Raw genomic sequence first — 17,692 nt, 5'->3', positions numbered from 1 at the left:
GGTACAATCACCGCCAACGCGCTGGACACCACGCAAGGACCCGCAATGAAACCTCTCCGCTTCGCCCTCACCCCAGGTGAACCCGCTGGCATCGGCCCCGACCTTTGCCTGCTACTCTCCCGCTCCGCCCAGCCCCACGCCCTGATTGCCATCGCCAGCCGCGACCTGCTCGAGCAGCGCGCCGCCGAACTGGGCCTGTCGGTCCAGTTGATCGAGACCGATCCATCCCGCCTGCCGGATACCCCGGCCCCCGCTGGCAGTCTCTACGTCTGGGACACGCCCCTGCGAATCATGGCCAAGCCAGGCCAACTGGAGACCGAGAACGCCGACTATGTGCTGGAAACCCTGACCCGCGCCGGCCAGGGCTGCCTTGACGGGCTGTTCGCCGGGATGATCACAGCCCCTGTGCACAAGGGCGTGATCAACGAGGCCGGCATTGCCTTCTCTGGCCACACCGAATTTCTCGCCGACCTGACCGCCACCCGGCAAGTGGTGATGATGCTGGCCACTCGTGGCCTGCGCGTGGCCCTGGTGACCACTCACCTGCCCCTCAAGGATGTCGCCGCCGCCATTACGCCCGACCGGCTCCAGCGCGTCAGCCGCATCCTTCATGCAGACCTGGTGAACAAGTTCGGCATCGCCCAACCGCGCATCCTGGTGTGCGGCCTCAATCCCCACGCCGGCGAAGGCGGCCACCTGGGCCGGGAGGAACTGGAAATCATTGAGCCGACGCTCGAAGGTCTGCGCGAAGAGGGGCTGAACCTGATCGGCCCGCTGCCCGCCGACACCCTGTTCACCCCCAAGCATCTGGAGCATTGCGATGCCGTGCTCGCCATGTACCACGACCAGGGGCTGCCCGTGCTCAAGTACAAGGGTTTCGGCGCGGCGGTGAACGTCACCCTGGGTCTGCCGATCATCCGCACCTCGGTGGATCATGGCACCGCCCTGGATCTGGCTGGCACCGGGCGCATCGACTGCGGCAGCCTGGAAGTCGCCCTGGAAACCGCCTATCAGATGGCCGCGGCGCAACAAGCCCTTCGATAAAGCGACCATCCCGCGCCGCTTTCGCGGCCAAGCCTTAGGCGGCGCGGGCTGGCGCCTGATAAACTGCGCGACTCAAGTTTCCACGCCAGGCTCCCAGCCTGGCCCCAAGGCCTGGAGCCTTCGATGTCCGAACACTACCAACACCGCGCGCGCAAGCGTTTCGGCCAGAACTTCCTGCATGACGCCGGCATCATCCACCGCATCCTGCGCAGCATTCATGCCCGCGCGGGCGAGCGCCTGCTGGAGATCGGGCCGGGCCAGGGCGCACTCACCGAAGGTCTGCTGGCCAGCGGCGCCCAGCTCGACGTCGTCGAGCTGGACCTGGACCTGATCCCCATCCTGAAGCACAAGTTCGGACTTCTGCCGAACTTCCGCCTCAACCAGGGCGATGCGCTGAAGTTCGACTTCCGCCAACTCGACGCCGAACCCCACAGCCTGCGGGTGGTGGGCAACCTGCCGTACAACATCTCCACGCCGCTGATCTTCCACCTGCTGAGCCATGCGGACCTGATCCGCGATATGCACTTCATGCTGCAGAAGGAAGTAGTGGAGCGCCTGGCCGCCGAACCCGGCGGCGGCGACTGGGGCCGGCTGTCGATCATGGTTCAGTACCACTGCCGCGTGGAACACCTGTTCAACGTCGGCCCGGGCGCCTTCAATCCGCCGCCCAAGGTAGATTCGGCCATCGTGCGCCTGGTCCCCCACGAAGTCCTGCCGCACCCGGCCAAGGATCCCGCCCTGCTGGAGCGCGTAGTCCGCGAGGCGTTCAACCAGCGCCGCAAGACCCTGCGCAATACGCTGAAGGGCCTGCTGGACGCTTCCGCCATCGAAGCCGCAGGCGTCGACGGCGGGCTGCGTCCCGAGCAACTCGACCTGGCTGCCTTTGTCCGCCTGGCCGATCAACTGGCTGCCTCCAGCGCGACCCCCTAGACTCCAATTCCAGCAATTCGAGAACTTTCGCGTGTCCGATCCCCGTTACAAGGTCGACGTCAGCGTCGCCACCCGCTTCCTCCCGGAACAATCGCAGCCGGACGAGAACCGCTTTGCCTTCGCCTACACCGTGACCATCCAGAACAATGGCGAGCTGCCAGCCCAACTGCTCACCCGCCACTGGGTGATCACCGATGGCGATGGCCATGTGCAGGAAGTACGCGGAGCCGGCGTGGTCGGACAGCAACCGCGAATCGACCCGGGCGCCAGCCACACCTACACCAGCGGTACCGTGATGGCCACGCGCGTCGGCAGCATGCAGGGCAGCTACCAGATGCTCGCTGACGACGGCAAACGCTTCGACGCCATCATCGCCCCCTTCCGCCTTGCCGTTCCCGGCTCGCTGCACTGAGGACACCGGCATGACGGCTTATGCGGTCGGCGACCTCCAGGGATGCCTCGATCAACTGAAGTGCCTGCTGGAACAGGTCCGCTTCGATCCGGCCAAGGATGAACTCTGGCTGGTGGGCGACCTGGTCAACCGGGGCCCCAAGTCCCTGGAGACCCTGCGCTTCCTTTATTCCATCCGCGAATCGGTGGTCTGCGTTCTCGGTAACCACGACCTGCACCTGCTGGCCGCGGCGAACAACATCGAACGACTGCGCAAGGCCGATACCCTGCGCGAGATCCTCGAAGCGCCGGACCGCGCCGAGTTGCTGGACTGGCTCCGCCGACAGAAGCTGCTGCACTACGACGAGCAGCGGGACATTGCCCTGGTCCACGCCGGGATTCCGCCCCAGTGGTCTCTGAAGAAGGCCCTCAAGCGCGCCGCCGAAGTCGAGGAAGCCCTGCAGGACGACGCCCGCCTGCCGCTGTTCCTCGATGGCATGTACGGCAACGAACCGGCCAAGTGGGACGGCGACCTGCACGGCGTCACGCGCCTGCGGGTCATCACCAACTACTTCACCCGCATGCGCTTCTGCCGCGCCGACGGCACCCTGGACCTCAAGTCCAAGGAGGGCCTGGATACCGCGCCCCCCGGTTTCGCCCCCTGGTTCAGCTACCCCGAGCGCAAGACCCGTGGGCAGAAGATCATCTTCGGCCACTGGGCGGCGCTGGAAGGCAATTGCAATGAACCCGGCCTATACGCCCTCGACACCGGCTGTGTCTGGGGCGGCACCATGACCCTACTGAATATCGACAGCGGCGAGCGCATCAGCTGCAGCTGTGAGGAGAACCGCCATGAGTGAATTCCAGCGCATCGCCCCCGAACAGGCCCAGCCCCTGCGCGAACAGGGCGCCGTGGTGGTGGACATCCGCGACCCGCAGAGCTTTGCCCTTGGGCACATCAGCGGAGCGCACCACCTGGACAACCACTCCCTGGCCGACTTCATCGCCAAAGCCGACTTCGACAAACCGCTGATCGTCGCCTGCTACCACGGCAACTCCAGCCAAGGCGCGGCCGCCTATCTCGCCCATCAGGGCTTCTCCGAGGTCTATAGCCTCGACGGCGGATTCGAACTGTGGCGCAGCGTCTATCCCGGGGAAGTCGCCCAGGGCAACGTCGAGTAAAATTTTTTCGGCGAGGCGCAACGCCGCGCTATCTCTGGCTTGGCGCCACTTCCCCGACGGACGGTAATCCCCTGTTATCGTTCCGTCACGCTTGACGTTGCCGATAACGAACTACTCTTAGCTCAGGCCATCCAAAAAAGGGGAGAGCCGGTACACCGGTTCCGGGCCATCGGCAGCGACCATTCAGGTGTTCTGGGGGACTTTCATCAGCCGGCCTTCTTCGGCTGACTGCCCGCACCCGCACAACCGACCCCGCGCCGGCTTCCTGATCCCAGCGAGGTGACGTCATGAGCATTTTCAGCCACTTCCAACAACGCTTCGAAGCGACTCGCCAGGAGGAATATTCCCTTCAGGAATACCTGGACCTGTGCAAGCAGGACCGCAGCGCCTACGCCACCGCCGCCGAACGTATGCTCATGGCCATCGGTGACCCGGAACTGCTCGACACCTCGGTCGACCCGAGGCTGTCGCGGATCTTCTCCAACAAGGTAATCCGCCGCTATCCGGCCTTCGCCGACTTCCACGGCATGGAAGAGTGCATCGACCAGATCGTGTCCTACTTCCGCCATGCTGCGCAGGGCCTGGAAGAGAAGAAACAGATCCTCTATCTGCTAGGCCCGGTGGGTGGCGGTAAATCGTCCCTGGCGGAAAAGCTGAAGCAGTTGATGGAGCGTGTGCCCTTCTATGCGATCAAGGGATCGCCGGTGTTCGAATCGCCCCTGGGGCTGTTCAACGCCGATGAGGATGGCGCCATTCTTGAAGAGGAATACGGCATTCCGCGGCGCTACCTGCGTACCGTGATGTCGCCCTGGGCCACCAAGCGTCTGAACGAACTGGGCGGGGACATCAGCAAGTTTCGTGTGGTGAAGCTGTATCCGTCGATCCTCAACCAGGTCGCCATTGCCAAGACCGAGCCGGGCGACGAGAACAACCAGGACATCTCCGCGCTGGTGGGCAAGGTGGATATCCGCAAGCTGGAGGAGTTCCCGCAGAACGACGCCGATGCCTACAGCTATTCGGGCGCTCTGTGCCGGTCCAACCAGGGCCTGATGGAATTCGTCGAGATGTTCAAGGCGCCGATCAAGGTCCTGCACCCGTTGCTGACCGCCACCCAGGAAGGCAACTACAACAGCACCGAGGGCCTGGGCGGACTGCCGTTCAACGGCATCATCCTGGCCCACTCCAACGAATCGGAATGGCACAGCTTCCGTAACAACAAGAACAACGAGGCCTTCATCGACCGGATCTACATCGTCAAGGTGCCCTACTGCCTGCGCGTCACCGACGAAATCAAGATCTACGACAAACTGCTGGTCAGCAGCTCCCTGGCCCACGCCCACTGCGCCCCGGACACCCTGCGCATGCTGGCGCAGTTCTCCGTACTGTCCCGCTTGAAGGAGCCGGAGAACTCCAACATCTACTCGAAGATGCGCGTCTACGACGGCGAAAACCTCAAGGACACCGATCCGAAGGCCAAGTCGATCCAGGAGTATCGCGACGCGGCAGGCGTGGACGAGGGCATGAACGGCCTGTCGACCCGCTTCGCCTTCAAGATCCTCTCCAAGGTGTTCAACTTCGACCCCCACGAAATCGCGGCCAACCCGGTGCACCTGCTCTATGTGCTGGAGCAGCAGATCGAGCAGGAACAGTTCCCCGCGGAAATGCGCGAGCGCTACCTGCGCTACATCAAGGAATACCTGGCGCCGCGCTACATCGAGTTCATCGGCAAGGAAATCCAGACCGCCTATCTGGAGTCCTACAGCGAATACGGCCAGAACATCTTCGACCGCTACGTGCTCTACGCGGACTTCTGGATCCAGGACCAGGAATACCGCGACCCGGAAACCGGCGAGATCCTCAACCGTGTGGCCCTGAACGAGGAACTGGAGAAGATCGAGAAACCGGCCGGCATCAGCAACCCGAAGGACTTCCGCAACGAGATCGTCAACTTCGTGCTGCGCGCCCGGGCCAACAACAACGGCAAGAACCCGAGCTGGCTCAGCTACGAGAAGCTGCGCGTGGTCATCGAGAAGAAGATGTTCTCCAACACCGAGGACCTTCTGCCGGTCATCAGCTTCAATGCCAAGGGCAGCAAGGAGGAGCAACAGAAACACAACGACTTCGTCAAACGCATGGTCGAGCGCGGCTATACGGAGAAACAGGTACGCCTGCTGTCCGAATGGTACCTGCGGGTACGCAAGTCGCAGTAAAACAGTCTCAAGCTGCAAGCCTGGAACATGCACGCCGGAGGCGCCGTTACACGCGGCGTCCTCCGTGCCTTGCAGCCTGAAGCTCCCCGGAGGGGTATATGAGCTACGTCATCGACAGGCGTTTGAACGGCAAGAACAAGAGCACGGTGAACCGCCAGCGGTTCCTGCGCCGCTACCGCGACCACATCAAGAAGGCCGTGGAGGAGGCCGTCAGTCGCCGATCCATCACCGACATGGAGCATGGCGAACAGATCAGCATCCCCGGCCGCGATATCGACGAACCCGTCCTGCACCATGGTCGTGGTGGCCGGCAGACCATCGTCCACCCCGGCAACAAGGAATTCACCACCGGTGACCGCATCCCCCGTCCCCAGGGCGGCGGCGGTGGACGTGGTGGCGGCAAGGCCAGCAACCAGGGCGAGGGGATGGACGACTTCGTCTTCCAGATCACGCAGGAAGAATTCCTCGACTTCATGTTCGAGGACCTGGAACTGCCCAACCTGGTCAAACGTCACCTCACCGGCGCCGACACCTTCAAGACCGTGCGCGCCGGCATCAGTAACGAAGGCAACCCGTCGCGGATCAATATCGTCCGCACCCTGCGCTCGGCCCATGCGCGGCGCATCGCCCTGTCGGGCAGCAGCCGCGGCAAGCTGAAGGAAGCGAAGGAGGAACTGGAGCGCCTGAAGCGCGAGGAGCCGGACAATTTCGGCGATATCCAGGAACTTGAAGCGGAAATCGCGAGGCTTCGCGCCAGAATCGAACGCGTTCCTTTCCTCGACACCTTCGACCTCAAGTACAACCTGCTGGTCAAGCAACCCAATCCGTCCTCCAAGGCGGTGATGTTCTGCCTGATGGACGTCTCCGGCTCCATGACCCAGGCCACCAAGGACATCGCCAAGCGCTTCTTCATCCTCCTGTACCTGTTCCTCAAGCGGAACTACGACAAGATCGAGGTCGTGTTCATCCGCCACCACACCAGCGCACGCGAAGTGGACGAGGAGGAATTCTTCTACTCCCGGGAAACCGGCGGCACCATCGTCTCCAGCGCGCTGAAGCTGATGCAGGAGATCATGGCCGAGCGCTACCCCATCAACGAATGGAACATCTACGCCGCCCAGGCCTCGGACGGCGACAACTGGAACGACGATTCACCCATCTGCCGGGATATCCTGATCAAGCAGATCATGCCGTTCGTGCAGTACTACACCTACGTCGAGATCACCCCGCGCGAGCACCAGGCGCTGTGGTACGAGTACGAACAGGTCTGCGATACGTTCGCCGACACCTTCGCCCAGCAGCAGATCGTCTCGGCGGCGGATATCTACCCGGTGTTCCGCGAGCTGTTCCAGCGCAGGCTCGTGACCTGAGGGGAGGCGTGAAATGACTGCCAGCAAGAAGGAACGCAAGCCCATTTCAACAGGGTCGGAATGGACCTTCGACCTGATCCGCACCTATGACCGCGAGATCAGCCGGATCGCCGAGCGCTACGCGCTGGACACCTACCCGAACCAGATCGAAGTGATCAGCGCCGAGCAGATGATGGATGCCTACGCTTCGGTCGGCATGCCCATCGGCTATCACCATTGGTCCTACGGCAAGCACTTCCTCGCCACCGAAAAGGGCTATTCGCGGGGTCAGATGGGCCTGGCCTACGAGATCGTGATCAACTCCGATCCCTGCATCGCCTACCTGATGGAGGAAAACACCATCACCATGCAGGCGCTGGTGATCGCCCACGCCTGCTACGGCCATAACAGCTTCTTCAAGGGCAACTACCTGTTCCGCACCTGGACCGACGCCAGCTCGATCATCGACTACCTGGTGTTCGCCAAGCAGTACATCGCCCAGTGCGAGGAGCGCCATGGCATCGACGCCGTGGAAGACTTGCTGGACTCCTGCCACGCCCTGATGAACTACGGCGTGGACCGCTACAAGCGCCCCTACCCCATTTCAGCCGAGGAAGAGCGGCGCCGGCAGAAGGAACGCGAGGAGCATCTGCAGAAACAGATCAACGACCTCTGGCGCACCATTCCCAAGGGCAGCGGCAAGGGCGGCGAGAAAGACAACCAGCGCTTCCCCGCCGAACCGCAGGAAAACATCCTCTACTTCATCGAGAAGCACGCGCCGCTGCTGGAACCCTGGCAACGGGAAGTGGTGCGCATCGTGCGCAAGATCGCCCAGTACTTCTACCCACAGCGCCAGACCCAGGTGATGAACGAAGGCTGGGCCACCTTCTGGCACTACACCATCCTCAACGACCTGTACAACGAGGGCCTGGTCACCGACGGCTTCATGATGGAGTTCCTGCAGTCGCACACCAGCGTGGTCTACCAGCCGCCCTTCGACAGCCCCTATTACAGCGGCATCAACCCCTACGCCCTGGGTTTTGCCATGTACCGCGACATCCGCCGCATCTGCGAGGAGCCCACGGATGAGGATCGGTACTGGTTCCCGGACATCGCCGGCAGCGACTGGCTGTCCACCCTCAAGTTCGCCATGAACAGCTTCAAGGATGAGAGCTTCATCCTGCAGTTCCTCTCGCCCAAGGTGATCCGCGACTTCAAGCTGTTCAGCATCCTCGACGACGACCAGAAGGACGAGCTGTACGTCCCGGCCATCCATGACGAACAGGGCTACCGGTTGATCCGCGAGACCCTGGCGGCCCAGTACAACCTCGGCAACCGCGAACCCAACGTGCAGATCTGGAGCGTAGACCGCCGCGGCGACCGCTCGTTGACCCTGCGTCACCAGCAGCACGACCGCAAGCCACTGGGTGAGTCGACCGATGAAGTGCTCAAGCACCTGCATCGCCTCTGGGGCTTCGATATCCACCTGGAAACCCGCTACGGCGAGCAGATAACAGGGAGCCATCATGTCCCCCCAAAGGGGGAGCGCACTGAGGACGGGGAATACCCGCGCCTGGACCTGATCATTCCACCCATTTGATCGGTTGACCGCATGCCCGGCCCGCGCCGAGCATGCGGTTCCCCCAATGGGAGCCGCCCTCAGATGCGCCTGTTCCTCGTCCTGCTGCTGTGCCTGGCCCTGGCCACCTGCTCCACGCCCATTCCGCAGGTCCGCATCCTGCAACCCGCCACGGCCGAACTGGCAGGGCGCAACAGCTTCCAGCTGGTCTCGCCGGAACAGGCGGTAGATGGCCAACTACCCTACCCGGAGCGCTACGCCCAGCTCGGCCCACTGATCCGCCAGGCCTTGGAAGGACGCGGATATCGCGACTCCAATGACGCCCAGGTGCGCGTCTACTACTGGCTGGCGGTGAATGACCAGCCGCTGGAATTCAAGGTCAACCAGGCGCCGCCCAGCCCCCTCGGCCCGTACCAGGCCATCCACCGGCTGCACGACGAAACCGGCACCTTGCGCCTGCGCCTGACCGACCCCGCCGGCCAAGTACTCTGGGAAGGCCTGGCCAGCACCGGCCTCAGCCCCTCCTGGGACAGCGCCGAGCTGCTGGAAAGCGCCGTGCGCGCGCTGGTCGCCCAGGTCCCTGCCGCTCGCTAGGCTGCTATCCTCCGCAGCCACGGAGGCAAGCCATGCAGATATACAGAGTGGGCGGTGCGGTACGCGACCGTCTGTTGGGCCGCGAGGCGATCGAAAACGACTGGGTAGTGGTCGGCGCCACGGCCGAAGAAATGCTGGAGCAGGGTTACCGCCCGGTGGGTGCGGACTTCCCGGTGTTCCTGCACCCCCAGAGCGGCGAGGAATATGCCCTCGCGCGCACCGAGCGCAAGAGCGGCCGCGGCTACGGTGGCTTCACCTTCTACGCCAGCCCGGATGTGACCCTGGAACAGGACCTGATCCGCCGCGACCTCACCGTCAACGCCATGGCCGAGGACGACCACGGCAACCTGATCGACCCCTACGGCGGCCGGAAGGACCTCGCAGCCCGCGTGCTGCGCCATGTCTCCCCCGCGTTCGCTGAAGACCCCCTGCGCGTACTGCGCGTGGCGCGCTTCGCCGCGCGTTATGCGCCGCTGGGCTTCACGGTCGCCGAGGAAACCATGGTGTTGATGCGACAGATTGCCGAATCTGGCGAACTGGACGCCCTGACACCTGAACGCAGTTGGAAGGAAGTTTCCCGCGCCCTGATGGAACCGCGCCCGGATGTGTTCATCCAGGTGCTGCGCGACTGCGGCGCCCTCGCCGCCTGGTTGCCCGAGGTGGACCGTCTGTTCGGCGTGCCACAGCCGGAGAAACACCATCCCGAGGTGGATTCCGGCATCCATGTGCTGGCGGTGCTACGCCAATGTGCGGAACACCAGCAGCCGCTCGCCGTGCGCTGGGCCTGTCTGCTGCATGACCTGGGCAAGGGCCTGACCCCGGAAGATGAGTGGCCGCAGCACATCGCCCACGAAAAGCGCGGCCTGAAGCTGATCAAGGCGGTGAACGAGCGCTGCAAGGTACCCCGGGATTGCCAGGAACTGGCACTGCTGGTGGGCGAGTACCACACCCATGCCCATCGCGCGCTGGAACTCCGTCCGACCACCCTGCTGGAGTTGCTGCAGAGCTTCGATGTTTACCGCCGGCCGCAGCGCTTCGAAGAGTTCGTCGCCGCCAGCGAAATGGATGCCCGCGGCCGCACCGGCCTGGAACAGCGCGACTATCCCCAGGCCGCGTACCTGCTAGGCGCAGCTGCGGCCGCCCGCGCGGTGACGGTGCAGCCGCTGCTGGAGAAGGGATTGAAGGGCGCCGAACTGGGCGAAGCGCTCAAGGGTGAGCGCCTCAAGGCCCTGAAGGCTTACAAGGAAGGCTGCGGGAAGGCCTGAATCAGCTCGGCGGGCGTCAAATCGGCGCCCCGCCACGAGAACGAAGCCGGCCAGAGCATTTGCTGGATGGAGGCACCCTGCCACAGCTCAGCGAAGGAGCGGTGCTCTCCCGGATGCAGCACCTCGGGAGCCAGAAGCGCCAGGGGCCAGAGCACGAAGGCGTTCTTCAACACCTCGGGACGCGGCAGGATCAGGCCATCGAAATTGCCCACGCGGTCGCCATACAGCAGCACATCGATGTCCAGCGGCAGGCCCTTGCGGCCCGGCGCGTAGCGGCCGTTGTCAGCCTCGATTTCCTTGAGCCGGCGATCCAGCTCGTGGAGCGACAGGTCAGTGCGGGCGACCACCACGAAATTGAAGAAATTCCCGCTCTTGATACCAACGGGCAGGCTCTCGAACACCGCCGAACAGCGTATGTCCTGAAGGAAGCCGGCCAGGGCTTCGAGCCCGGCGGTGAGATTGCGCTCGCGCTCGATGTTGCTGCCGAGGCCGAGGTAGATAGTAGTCAGCGACATCCGCGCTCGATCTCCACGCCAACGCTGCTGGCCGCGGCGACTGCGCCAGGCTTGTGCAACTTCAGGCGGACCCAGGGGATGTTGAATTCGGCCATCAGTACGGCCACCAGGCGCTCAGCGAAGGTTTCCACCAGGAGGAACTGTGCTTCGGCAGCGAAGGCCTGAATGCGCTGGGATACGGCGGCGTAATCGAGCGCCTTGTCCAGGTCATCGCCCTCGGCGGCCGGGCGGTTGTCCCAGCCCAGTTGCAGGTCCAGGCGCAGGCACTGGCGAATGCTGCGCTCCCAGTCATAGGCACCGATTACGGTGTCGACTTCCAGACCCTCGATGAAAACCGTGTCCACGTCAGTGCTGCCCCGCTAGAATCGGGACTTCCTCGCCCCGGAATGGATACCATGTTTTGGCTGCTGGCGACTCTCGCCTACCTGCTCGGATCGTTGTCCTTCGCCATTCTGCTCAGCCGTCTGTTCGGCACGGGCGACCCGCGTGCCCAGGGCTCCGGCAACCCTGGCGCCACCAACATGCTGCGGGTGGCAGGAAAGAAGCTGGCGATCCTGACCTTGCTCGGCGACCTGTTCAAAGGCCTGCTGCCGGTGCTGGTCGCCCGCTACTGCGGCTTCGACATCCAGCAACAGGCCTGGATCGGCCTTGCCGCGGTGCTCGGGCACCTCTATCCCCTGTACTTCCGCTTCCGTGGCGGCAAGGGCGTCGCCACCGCCGCCGGCATGCTGCTGGGGCTCTATCCCCCGGCCGCGCTGCTGGCCATCTGCGTCTGGCTGCTGACCTTCCACCTGACCCGCACCAGCTCACTGGCAGCGCTGATTGCCACGCCGCTGACCCTGCCACTACTGGCCTGGCAGCAACCCGGCGCGCTCCTGCCGATGACCGTGCTGACCGGGCTCATCGTCTGGCGCCATCGCGGCAATCTACGCGACCTTTTCGCTGGACGCGAACGGCATTTCTGATCGACTGAATGAAATCGGCCCAACCCGCCGTCAGACAGCGGGAAGCTGCTCCATCGGCCAGCGCGCCTGCACACCAATCGCCGGACCATCCTGCTGCCCCGCCAGCAAACGCTGGCAGCCGGCATAAGCGATCATCGCGCCGTTATCGGTGCAGAAACGCGGCCGCGCATAGAACACATCGCCGTTCATATCGCCGAGCATCTTGCCCAACGACTGGCGCAGCGACTGATTGGCACTGACGCCGCCGGCGATCACCAGACGCTTCAGGCCGGTCTGCTTGAGGGCGCGCTTGCACTTGATGGTGAGAGTGTCCACGACCGCCTGTTCGAAGGCCAGAGCGATGTCGCAACGGGTTTGCTCGCCGTCGTCCCCAGCATTGCGGCACTGCTGCCAGGTGTTGAGGGCAAAGGTCTTGAGGCCGCTGAAGGAGAAATCCAGACCGGGACGATCAGTCATCGGCCGCGGGAAGGTGAAGCGACCGGGCGTGCCGCTCTGGGCCAGGCGGGCGATCTCCGGACCACCGGGGTAGCCGAGGCCGATCAGCTTGGCGGTCTTGTCGAAGGCTTCGCCAGCGGCGTCGTCCACCGACTCACCAAGCAACTGGTAACGACCGATGCCATCCACCCGCACCAACTGGGTGTGGCCGCCGGACACCAACAAGGCGACGAACGGGAACTGCGGCGGCTGCTCTTCCAGCATGGGGGCCAGCAAGTGGCCTTCCATATGGTGCACGCCGAGTGCCGGCACACCCCAGGCGAAGGCCAGGGCCTGGGCGCAGGAAGCCCCCACCAGCAGCGCGCCTACCAGGCCGGGGCCGGCGGTATAGGCGATGCCATCGATGTCTTCGGGTTTGCGACCGGCCTCTTCCAGCACCTCGCGCAGCAGCGGCAGCAGGCGCTTGACGTGATCGCGGGAGGCCAACTCGGGTACGACGCCGCCGTAGACCCGGTGCAGGTCGATCTGACTGAACAGCGCGTCGGCCAACAGGCCACGCTCACTGTCGTAAAGGGCGACGCCGGTTTCGTCGCAGGAAGTTTCCAACCCCAGCACTAGCATGGGTACGAGCCTTTCTGGCCTGGTAAAAGAAGAAGGCGCGAATCATAATCGCCGCCCCTTGTGCCGACTAGCGGTTTTCGACTGAAGGCTTTGCATTCCGTGCCTTGAGGCGTTAATATCCGCAGCCCTTGAAATCCGACGCGCCACCGAGCCAACTTTTGCCGGAATGCGTCGACCATTCGGTAATTGATGAAGGTACGACCTGGATGCCAGCCGTCAAAGTTAAAGAGAACGAACCCTTCGACGTAGCTCTGCGTCGTTTCAAGCGCTCCTGCGAAAAAGCCGGCGTACTGGCCGAAGTTCGCAGCCGTGAGTTCTACGAGAAGCCCACTGCTGAGCGCAAGCGCAAAGCCGCCGCCGCGGTCAAGCGTCACGCCAAGAAAGTGCAGCGCGAGCAGCGCCGCCGCGAGCGCCTGTACTGAGTTAACAGGCTCCGCAGCACGCTCAAGCGTCGCCCGGCTCCGGCCGGGCGAGTGCATGTTGGGCACACAAGAGACTCCGCTTCGCCTAGGCGAATGGCGGAGTTTTTTGCTTTCCAGCTCAAGACTCTCGCCTCTGGGCGCGAGTATGCTTTGAGCCTCCCTGCGTCCCGAGCACCCTATGGCTGGCCTGATCCCCCAAGGCTTCATCGACGACCTGCTGAACCGCACCGACATTGTCGAAGTGGTCGGCGCGCGCGTGCAGCTGAAAAAGGCCGGCAAGAACTTCAGCGCACGCTGCCCCTTCCATAACGAAAAGACCCCCTCCTTCAGCGTCAGTCCGGACAAGCAGTTCTATTACTGCTTCGGCTGCGGCGCCGGTGGCAACGCCCTCGGCTTCATCATGGACCACGACCACCTGGACTTTCCCCAGGCGGTCGAGGAACTGGCCAAACGCGCCGGCCTGGATGTTCCGAGAGAAGAAGGTGGACGCAGCAGCGGCCCTCGCCAGCCAACTGACTCCCCGCTCTACGCACTGCTCACCGCCGCTTCGGATTACTACCGCCACGCGCTGAAACAGCACCCGACCCGCAAGGCCGCCGTCGAATACCTGAAAGGACGCGGCCTGACCGGCGAAATCGCTCGCGACTTCGGCCTCGGCTTCGCCCCGCCCGGCTGGGACAACCTGCTCAAGCACATGGGCGGCGACAGCCTGCAGCAAAAGCACATGATCGATGCTGGCCTGCTGATCGAAAACAGCGATTCCGGCAAGCGCTACGACCGCTTCCGCGACCGGGTGATGTTCCCTATCCGCGACAGCCGCGGACGCATCATCGCCTTTGGCGGCCGCGTGCTCGGCGACGACAAGCCGAAGTACCTGAACTCCCCGGAGACCCCGGTTTTCCACAAGGGCCAGGAACTCTACGGACTGTTCGAGGCGCGCAAACACAACCGAAACCTCGACGAAATCATGGTGGTCGAGGGCTATATGGACGTCATCGCCCTGGCCCAGCAAGGCCTGCGCAATGCCGTCGCCACCCTGGGCACCGCCACCAGCGAAGAGCACATCCGCCGCCTGTTCCGCCTGGTGCCGAACATTCTCTTCTGTTTCGACGGCGACCAGGCTGGACGCAAGGCCGCCTGGCGCGCCCTGGAAGCCACCCTGCCGGGGCTGGAAGACGGCCGCCGCGCGCGCTTCCTCTTCCTGCCCGAAGGCGAAGACCCGGATAGTCTGGTCCGCAAGGAAGGCACTGACGCCTTCCGCGCCCGCATTACCCAGCACGCCCAGCCGCTGGCCGATTACTTCTTCCAGCAATTGACCCAGGAAGCCGATCCGACCTCCCTGGAAGGCAAGGCCCACCTGGCCACCCTGGCCGCACCGCTGATCGAGCGAATCCCAGGTGCCAACCTGAAGGTGCTGATGCGCCAGCGACTGGCCGAAATCACCGGCCTCAACGGCGAAGCCCTCGGCCAGTTCGCCCGCAGCGCCGCCCCGAGCGTCAGCCACGATAACCAAGGCTACCCGGAAGATTCCTACTACGAAGGCTTCTCCGGCTACGACGACCAGCAGTACGAGCCTGACCACTCGCAATACTTCGCACAGCCGGCCGCGCAGCAAGGCAACTGGCAGAAGGACGAGAAGCGCAAGGAAGGCTGGAAAAAGGAAAACTGGAAGAAAGACGGCAAAAAGTGGAACAAGCAGGGGCGCGATGATTTCAATCGCCCGCCTCGCACCGAAGTGAAGGTGGAATCCCCCACGCTCACCGCGCTACGGACCTTGCTCCACCATCCTTCACTTGCGCAGAAAGTGGAAGATGCCAGCCATTTCGCCGCTGAAGACGACACCTACGCGCAGCTCATGGTGTCGCTGGTGGAAGCCGTGCAGAAGAATCCGAAACTGCGTTCGCTGCAGTTGATCGCCCGCTGGCACGGCACCGATCAGGGCCGTCTGCTACGAGCTCTGGCGGAGAAGGAATGGCTGATTTCCGATGACAACCTTGAACAACAGTTTTTCGACACTATAACTAGGTTGTCGGCTCGCCAGCGGGAACGCCGCCTGGAAAATCTGCTGCGGAAAGCACGGCAAAGCGAACTCAGCGCAGAGGAAAAAGATCAGCTGCGCGACCTTCTCAGCCGCAACACGTCTCCACTGACTCCGACCTCAACTGGCGCGTGAGGCCCCGGATCAGGTATAATCCTCGGCTTGTTTTCAGCCCGCCAAGACCTTAAGTGGATAGGGTGCTATGTCCGGAAAAGCGCAACAGCAGTCTCGCCTCAAAGAGTTGATCGCCCGTGGCCGTGAGCAGGGATACCTGACTTACGCGGAGGTCAACGACCACCTGCCGGAGGATATTTCCGATCCGGAACAGGTGGAAGACATCATCCGCATGATCAACGACATGGGGATCAACGTATTCGAGAGTGCCCCGGATGCGGATGCCCTGTTGCTGGCCGAAGCCGACACCGACGAAGCCGCAGCTGAAGAAGCCGCCGCCGCTCTGGCTGCCGTGGAAACCGATATCGGCCGCACCACCGACCCTGTGCGCATGTACATGCGTGAAATGGGTACCGTGGAGCTGCTGACCCGCGAAGGCGAAATCGAAATCGCCAAGCGTATCGAGGAAGGCATCCGCGAAGTGATGAGCGCCATCGCCCACTTCCCCGGCGCTGTCGACGGCATCCTCGCCGAATACCAGCGGATCACCAGCGAAGGTGGCCGCCTGTCCGACGTTCTCAGCGGTTACATCGACCCGGATGACGGCACCCTGCCGGCCGAGGAAGTCGAACCCGTTGAGCTGAAGGACGATTCCGCTTCGGCCAAGGACAAGGACGAAGACGAGGACGAAGAAAGCGAAAGCGACGAAGAGGAAGAAGGCGACGGCGGTCCGGATCCGGAAGAGGCACTGCGCCGCTTCACCGCGGTTTCCGATCAGCTCGACAAGGCCAAGAAGGCCCTGAAGAAGCACGGCCGCGACAGCAAGCAGGCTACCGAGGAGCTGCTGGCCCTGGCCGAGCTCTTCATGCCGATCAAGCTGGTGCCGAAGCAGTTCGACGTCCTCGTGGAAAAAGTTCGCAGCGCCCTGGACCGCGTCCGCGGCCAGGAACGCGCCATCATGCAGCTCTGCGTGCGTGACGCCCGCATGCCGCGTGCCGACTTCCTGCGCCTGTTCCCGGGCAACGAAGTCGACCTCGACTGGGCCGACGGCCTGGCCAAGGGCAAGGCGAAGTACGCCGAAGCCATCGGCAAGCTGGTGGACGACATCAAGCGCAACCAGCAGAAGCTGGTGGATCTCGAGAACGAGGTCGAACTGACCGTCAACGAGATCAAGGACGTCAACCGCCGCATGTCCATCGGTGAAGCCAAGGCTCGCCGGGCGAAGAAAGAGATGGTCGAGGCCAACCTGCGTCTCGTGATCTCCATCGCCAAGAAGTACACCAACCGCGGTCTGCAGTTCCTCGACCTGATCCAGGAAGGCAACATCGGCCTGATGAAGGCGGTGGACAAGTTCGAATACCGTCGCGGCTACAAGTTCTCGACCTACGCCACCTGGTGGATCCGTCAGGCGATCACTCGCTCGATCGCCGACCAGGCACGCACCATCCGTATTCCGGTGCACATGATCGAGACCATCAACAAGCTCAACCGCATCTCCCGTCAGATGCTGCAGGAAATGGGCCGCGAGCCCACTCCGGAAGAGCTTGGCGAGCGCATGGAAATGCCTGAGGACAAGATCCGCAAGGTACTGAAGATCGCCAAAGAGCCGATCTCCATGGAAACCCCGATCGGCGACGACGAAGACTCGCATCTGGGCGACTTCATCGAGGACAGCACCATGCAGTCCCCGATCGACGTGGCCACCGTGGAAAGCCTCAAGGAAGCCACCCGCGAAGTCCTGGCCGGCCTCACTGCCCGTGAAGCCAAGGTCCTGCGCATGCGCTTCGGCATCGACATGAATACCGACCACACCCTCGAGGAAGTCGGCAAACAGTTCGATGTGACCCGCGAGCGTATCCGCCAGATCGAAGCCAAGGCGCTGCGCAAGCTGCGTCACCCGTCGCGAAGCGAGCACCTGCGCTCCTTCCTCGACGAGTAAAGCGATACGAGAACCCCCGGCCAGCCCGGGGGTTTTCTTTTGTCCGCGAACCAGATCGCAGCTGCGTTCTTTCCCCTTCCAGATGCCAACCGGCCACGTC

The 17,692-nt window shown here is 63.3% G+C and carries 17 protein-coding genes; 14 read left to right on the top strand and 3 right to left on the bottom strand.

Going from position 1 to position 17,692, the window contains the following annotated elements:
* Window positions 1-45: 45 nt before the first annotated feature.
* The 10 genes from pdxA (at window position 46) to E8E91_RS05170 (ending at window position 10,543) form a co-directional block, all read left to right on the top strand.
* Window positions 46-1,044, top strand: coding sequence for a 4-hydroxythreonine-4-phosphate dehydrogenase PdxA (gene pdxA / locus E8E91_RS05215; protein WP_280374891.1), 999 nt, complete (start codon window positions 46-48; stop codon window positions 1,042-1,044).
* Between the two features lie 123 nt (window positions 1,045-1,167).
* Entirely contained in the window at window positions 1,168-1,974 is an 807-nt protein-coding gene (gene rsmA, locus E8E91_RS05210; protein ID WP_280365844.1) for a 16S rRNA (adenine(1518)-N(6)/adenine(1519)-N(6))-dimethyltransferase RsmA, read from the top strand.
* A gap of 31 nt (window positions 1,975-2,005) precedes the next feature.
* Window positions 2,006-2,386: a Co2+/Mg2+ efflux protein ApaG gene (gene apaG / locus E8E91_RS05205; protein WP_280374890.1), complete on the top strand. Its 381-nt coding sequence runs from the start codon at window positions 2,006-2,008 to the stop codon at window positions 2,384-2,386.
* Between the two features lie 10 nt (window positions 2,387-2,396).
* Window positions 2,397-3,224, top strand: a complete 828-nt coding sequence (locus tag E8E91_RS05200) for a symmetrical bis(5'-nucleosyl)-tetraphosphatase (RefSeq protein ID WP_280365840.1) — start codon at window positions 2,397-2,399, stop codon at window positions 3,222-3,224.
* A complete protein-coding gene (glpE, locus tag E8E91_RS05195) occupies window positions 3,217-3,546 on the top strand; it encodes a thiosulfate sulfurtransferase GlpE (protein ID WP_280374889.1) in 330 nt (109 codons plus the stop codon). The genes E8E91_RS05200 and glpE overlap by 8 nt, the downstream gene beginning before the upstream one ends.
* A 287-nt stretch (window positions 3,547-3,833) precedes the next feature.
* The gene (locus E8E91_RS05190; protein ID WP_280374888.1) at window positions 3,834-5,756 is read left to right on the top strand and encodes a PrkA family serine protein kinase; all 1,923 of its coding nucleotides are present in this window, start codon (window positions 3,834-3,836) and stop codon (window positions 5,754-5,756) included.
* A gap of 98 nt (window positions 5,757-5,854) precedes the next feature.
* On the top strand, window positions 5,855-7,126 hold the full coding sequence (locus tag E8E91_RS05185) for a YeaH/YhbH family protein (protein WP_151131523.1): 1,272 nt from the start codon (window positions 5,855-5,857) through the stop codon (window positions 7,124-7,126).
* A gap of 13 nt (window positions 7,127-7,139) precedes the next feature.
* Window positions 7,140-8,705, top strand: a complete 1,566-nt coding sequence (locus tag E8E91_RS05180; protein WP_280374887.1) for a SpoVR family protein — start codon at window positions 7,140-7,142, stop codon at window positions 8,703-8,705.
* A 63-nt stretch (window positions 8,706-8,768) separates the two neighbouring features.
* The gene (locus E8E91_RS05175) at window positions 8,769-9,278 is read left to right on the top strand and encodes a DUF4136 domain-containing protein (RefSeq protein WP_280374886.1); all 510 of its coding nucleotides are present in this window, start codon (window positions 8,769-8,771) and stop codon (window positions 9,276-9,278) included.
* 32 nt (window positions 9,279-9,310) lie between these two features.
* Window positions 9,311-10,543, top strand: a complete 1,233-nt coding sequence (locus E8E91_RS05170) for a multifunctional CCA addition/repair protein (RefSeq protein ID WP_280374885.1) — start codon at window positions 9,311-9,313, stop codon at window positions 10,541-10,543.
* On the opposite strand, the gene folK is transcribed toward E8E91_RS05170, so the two are convergent.
* Window positions 10,516-11,058: a 2-amino-4-hydroxy-6-hydroxymethyldihydropteridine diphosphokinase gene (folK, locus tag E8E91_RS05165; RefSeq protein WP_190834502.1), complete on the bottom strand. Its 543-nt coding sequence runs from the start codon at window positions 11,056-11,058 to the stop codon at window positions 10,516-10,518. The genes E8E91_RS05170 and folK overlap by 28 nt on opposite strands.
* Window positions 11,049-11,402 carry a dihydroneopterin aldolase gene (gene folB, locus E8E91_RS05160; RefSeq protein ID WP_151131518.1) on the bottom strand — a complete coding sequence of 118 codons (354 nt, stop codon included), beginning with the start codon at window positions 11,400-11,402 and terminating at the stop codon, window positions 11,049-11,051. The genes folK and folB overlap by 10 nt, the downstream gene beginning before the upstream one ends.
* A gap of 51 nt (window positions 11,403-11,453) precedes the next feature.
* Here folB and plsY point away from each other — a divergent pair, with 51 nt between their 5' ends.
* Complete coding sequence (plsY, locus tag E8E91_RS05155) at window positions 11,454-12,023, top strand: glycerol-3-phosphate 1-O-acyltransferase PlsY (protein ID WP_280374884.1); 570 nt, start codon at window positions 11,454-11,456, stop codon at window positions 12,021-12,023.
* Between the two features lie 30 nt (window positions 12,024-12,053).
* Here the strand turns inward: plsY and tsaD are convergent, their stop codons facing one another.
* On the bottom strand, window positions 12,054-13,079 hold the full coding sequence (tsaD, locus tag E8E91_RS05150) for a tRNA (adenosine(37)-N6)-threonylcarbamoyltransferase complex transferase subunit TsaD (RefSeq protein WP_280365826.1): 1,026 nt from the start codon (window positions 13,077-13,079) through the stop codon (window positions 12,054-12,056).
* Window positions 13,080-13,285: 206 nt separating this feature from the next.
* Here tsaD and rpsU point away from each other — a divergent pair, with 206 nt between their 5' ends.
* The 3 genes from rpsU (at window position 13,286) to rpoD (ending at window position 17,592) form a co-directional block, all read left to right on the top strand.
* Complete coding sequence (gene rpsU, locus E8E91_RS05145) at window positions 13,286-13,501, top strand: 30S ribosomal protein S21 (protein WP_003085057.1); 216 nt, start codon at window positions 13,286-13,288, stop codon at window positions 13,499-13,501.
* Window positions 13,502-13,679: 178 nt separating this feature from the next.
* Window positions 13,680-15,674, top strand: a complete 1,995-nt coding sequence (gene dnaG / locus E8E91_RS05140) for a DNA primase (protein ID WP_280374883.1) — start codon at window positions 13,680-13,682, stop codon at window positions 15,672-15,674.
* A 67-nt stretch (window positions 15,675-15,741) separates the two neighbouring features.
* Window positions 15,742-17,592, top strand: coding sequence for an RNA polymerase sigma factor RpoD (gene rpoD, locus E8E91_RS05135; RefSeq protein WP_280374882.1), 1,851 nt, complete (start codon window positions 15,742-15,744; stop codon window positions 17,590-17,592).
* Window positions 17,593-17,692: the final 100 nt, after the last annotated feature.

The organism is Pseudomonas sp. BN515, assembly GCF_029873155.1.
Classification (GTDB): domain Bacteria; phylum Pseudomonadota; class Gammaproteobacteria; order Pseudomonadales; family Pseudomonadaceae; genus Metapseudomonas.
Note: the sequence above shows the minus strand (reverse complement) of the source record. Positions and strands in the feature narration are given on the sequence as shown.

Bases quoted from the DNA above. Each gene is read 5' to 3' on its own strand.
- rpsU (WP_003085057.1), top strand. From the start codon at position 13,286: ATGCCAGCCGTCAAAGTTAAAGAGAACGAACCCTTCGACGTAGCTCTG.
- folK (WP_190834502.1), bottom strand. From the start codon at position 11,058: ATGTCGCTGACTACTATCTACCTCGGCCTCGGCAGCAACATCGAGCGC.
- E8E91_RS05175 (WP_280374886.1), top strand. From the start codon at position 8,769: ATGCGCCTGTTCCTCGTCCTGCTGCTGTGCCTGGCCCTGGCCACCTGC.
- glpE (WP_280374889.1), top strand. From the start codon at position 3,217: ATGAGTGAATTCCAGCGCATCGCCCCCGAACAGGCCCAGCCCCTGCGC.
- plsY (WP_280374884.1), top strand. From the start codon at position 11,454: ATGTTTTGGCTGCTGGCGACTCTCGCCTACCTGCTCGGATCGTTGTCC.
- tsaD (WP_280365826.1), bottom strand. From the start codon at position 13,079: ATGCTAGTGCTGGGGTTGGAAACTTCCTGCGACGAAACCGGCGTCGCC.
- E8E91_RS05200 (WP_280365840.1), top strand. From the start codon at position 2,397: ATGACGGCTTATGCGGTCGGCGACCTCCAGGGATGCCTCGATCAACTG.
- pdxA (WP_280374891.1), top strand. From the start codon at position 46: ATGAAACCTCTCCGCTTCGCCCTCACCCCAGGTGAACCCGCTGGCATC.
- E8E91_RS05170 (WP_280374885.1), top strand. From the start codon at position 9,311: ATGCAGATATACAGAGTGGGCGGTGCGGTACGCGACCGTCTGTTGGGC.
- rpoD (WP_280374882.1), top strand. From the start codon at position 15,742: ATGTCCGGAAAAGCGCAACAGCAGTCTCGCCTCAAAGAGTTGATCGCC.
- E8E91_RS05185 (WP_151131523.1), top strand. From the start codon at position 5,855: ATGAGCTACGTCATCGACAGGCGTTTGAACGGCAAGAACAAGAGCACG.
- E8E91_RS05180 (WP_280374887.1), top strand. From the start codon at position 7,140: ATGACTGCCAGCAAGAAGGAACGCAAGCCCATTTCAACAGGGTCGGAA.
- rsmA (WP_280365844.1), top strand. From the start codon at position 1,168: ATGTCCGAACACTACCAACACCGCGCGCGCAAGCGTTTCGGCCAGAAC.
- E8E91_RS05190 (WP_280374888.1), top strand. From the start codon at position 3,834: ATGAGCATTTTCAGCCACTTCCAACAACGCTTCGAAGCGACTCGCCAG.
- dnaG (WP_280374883.1), top strand. From the start codon at position 13,680: ATGGCTGGCCTGATCCCCCAAGGCTTCATCGACGACCTGCTGAACCGC.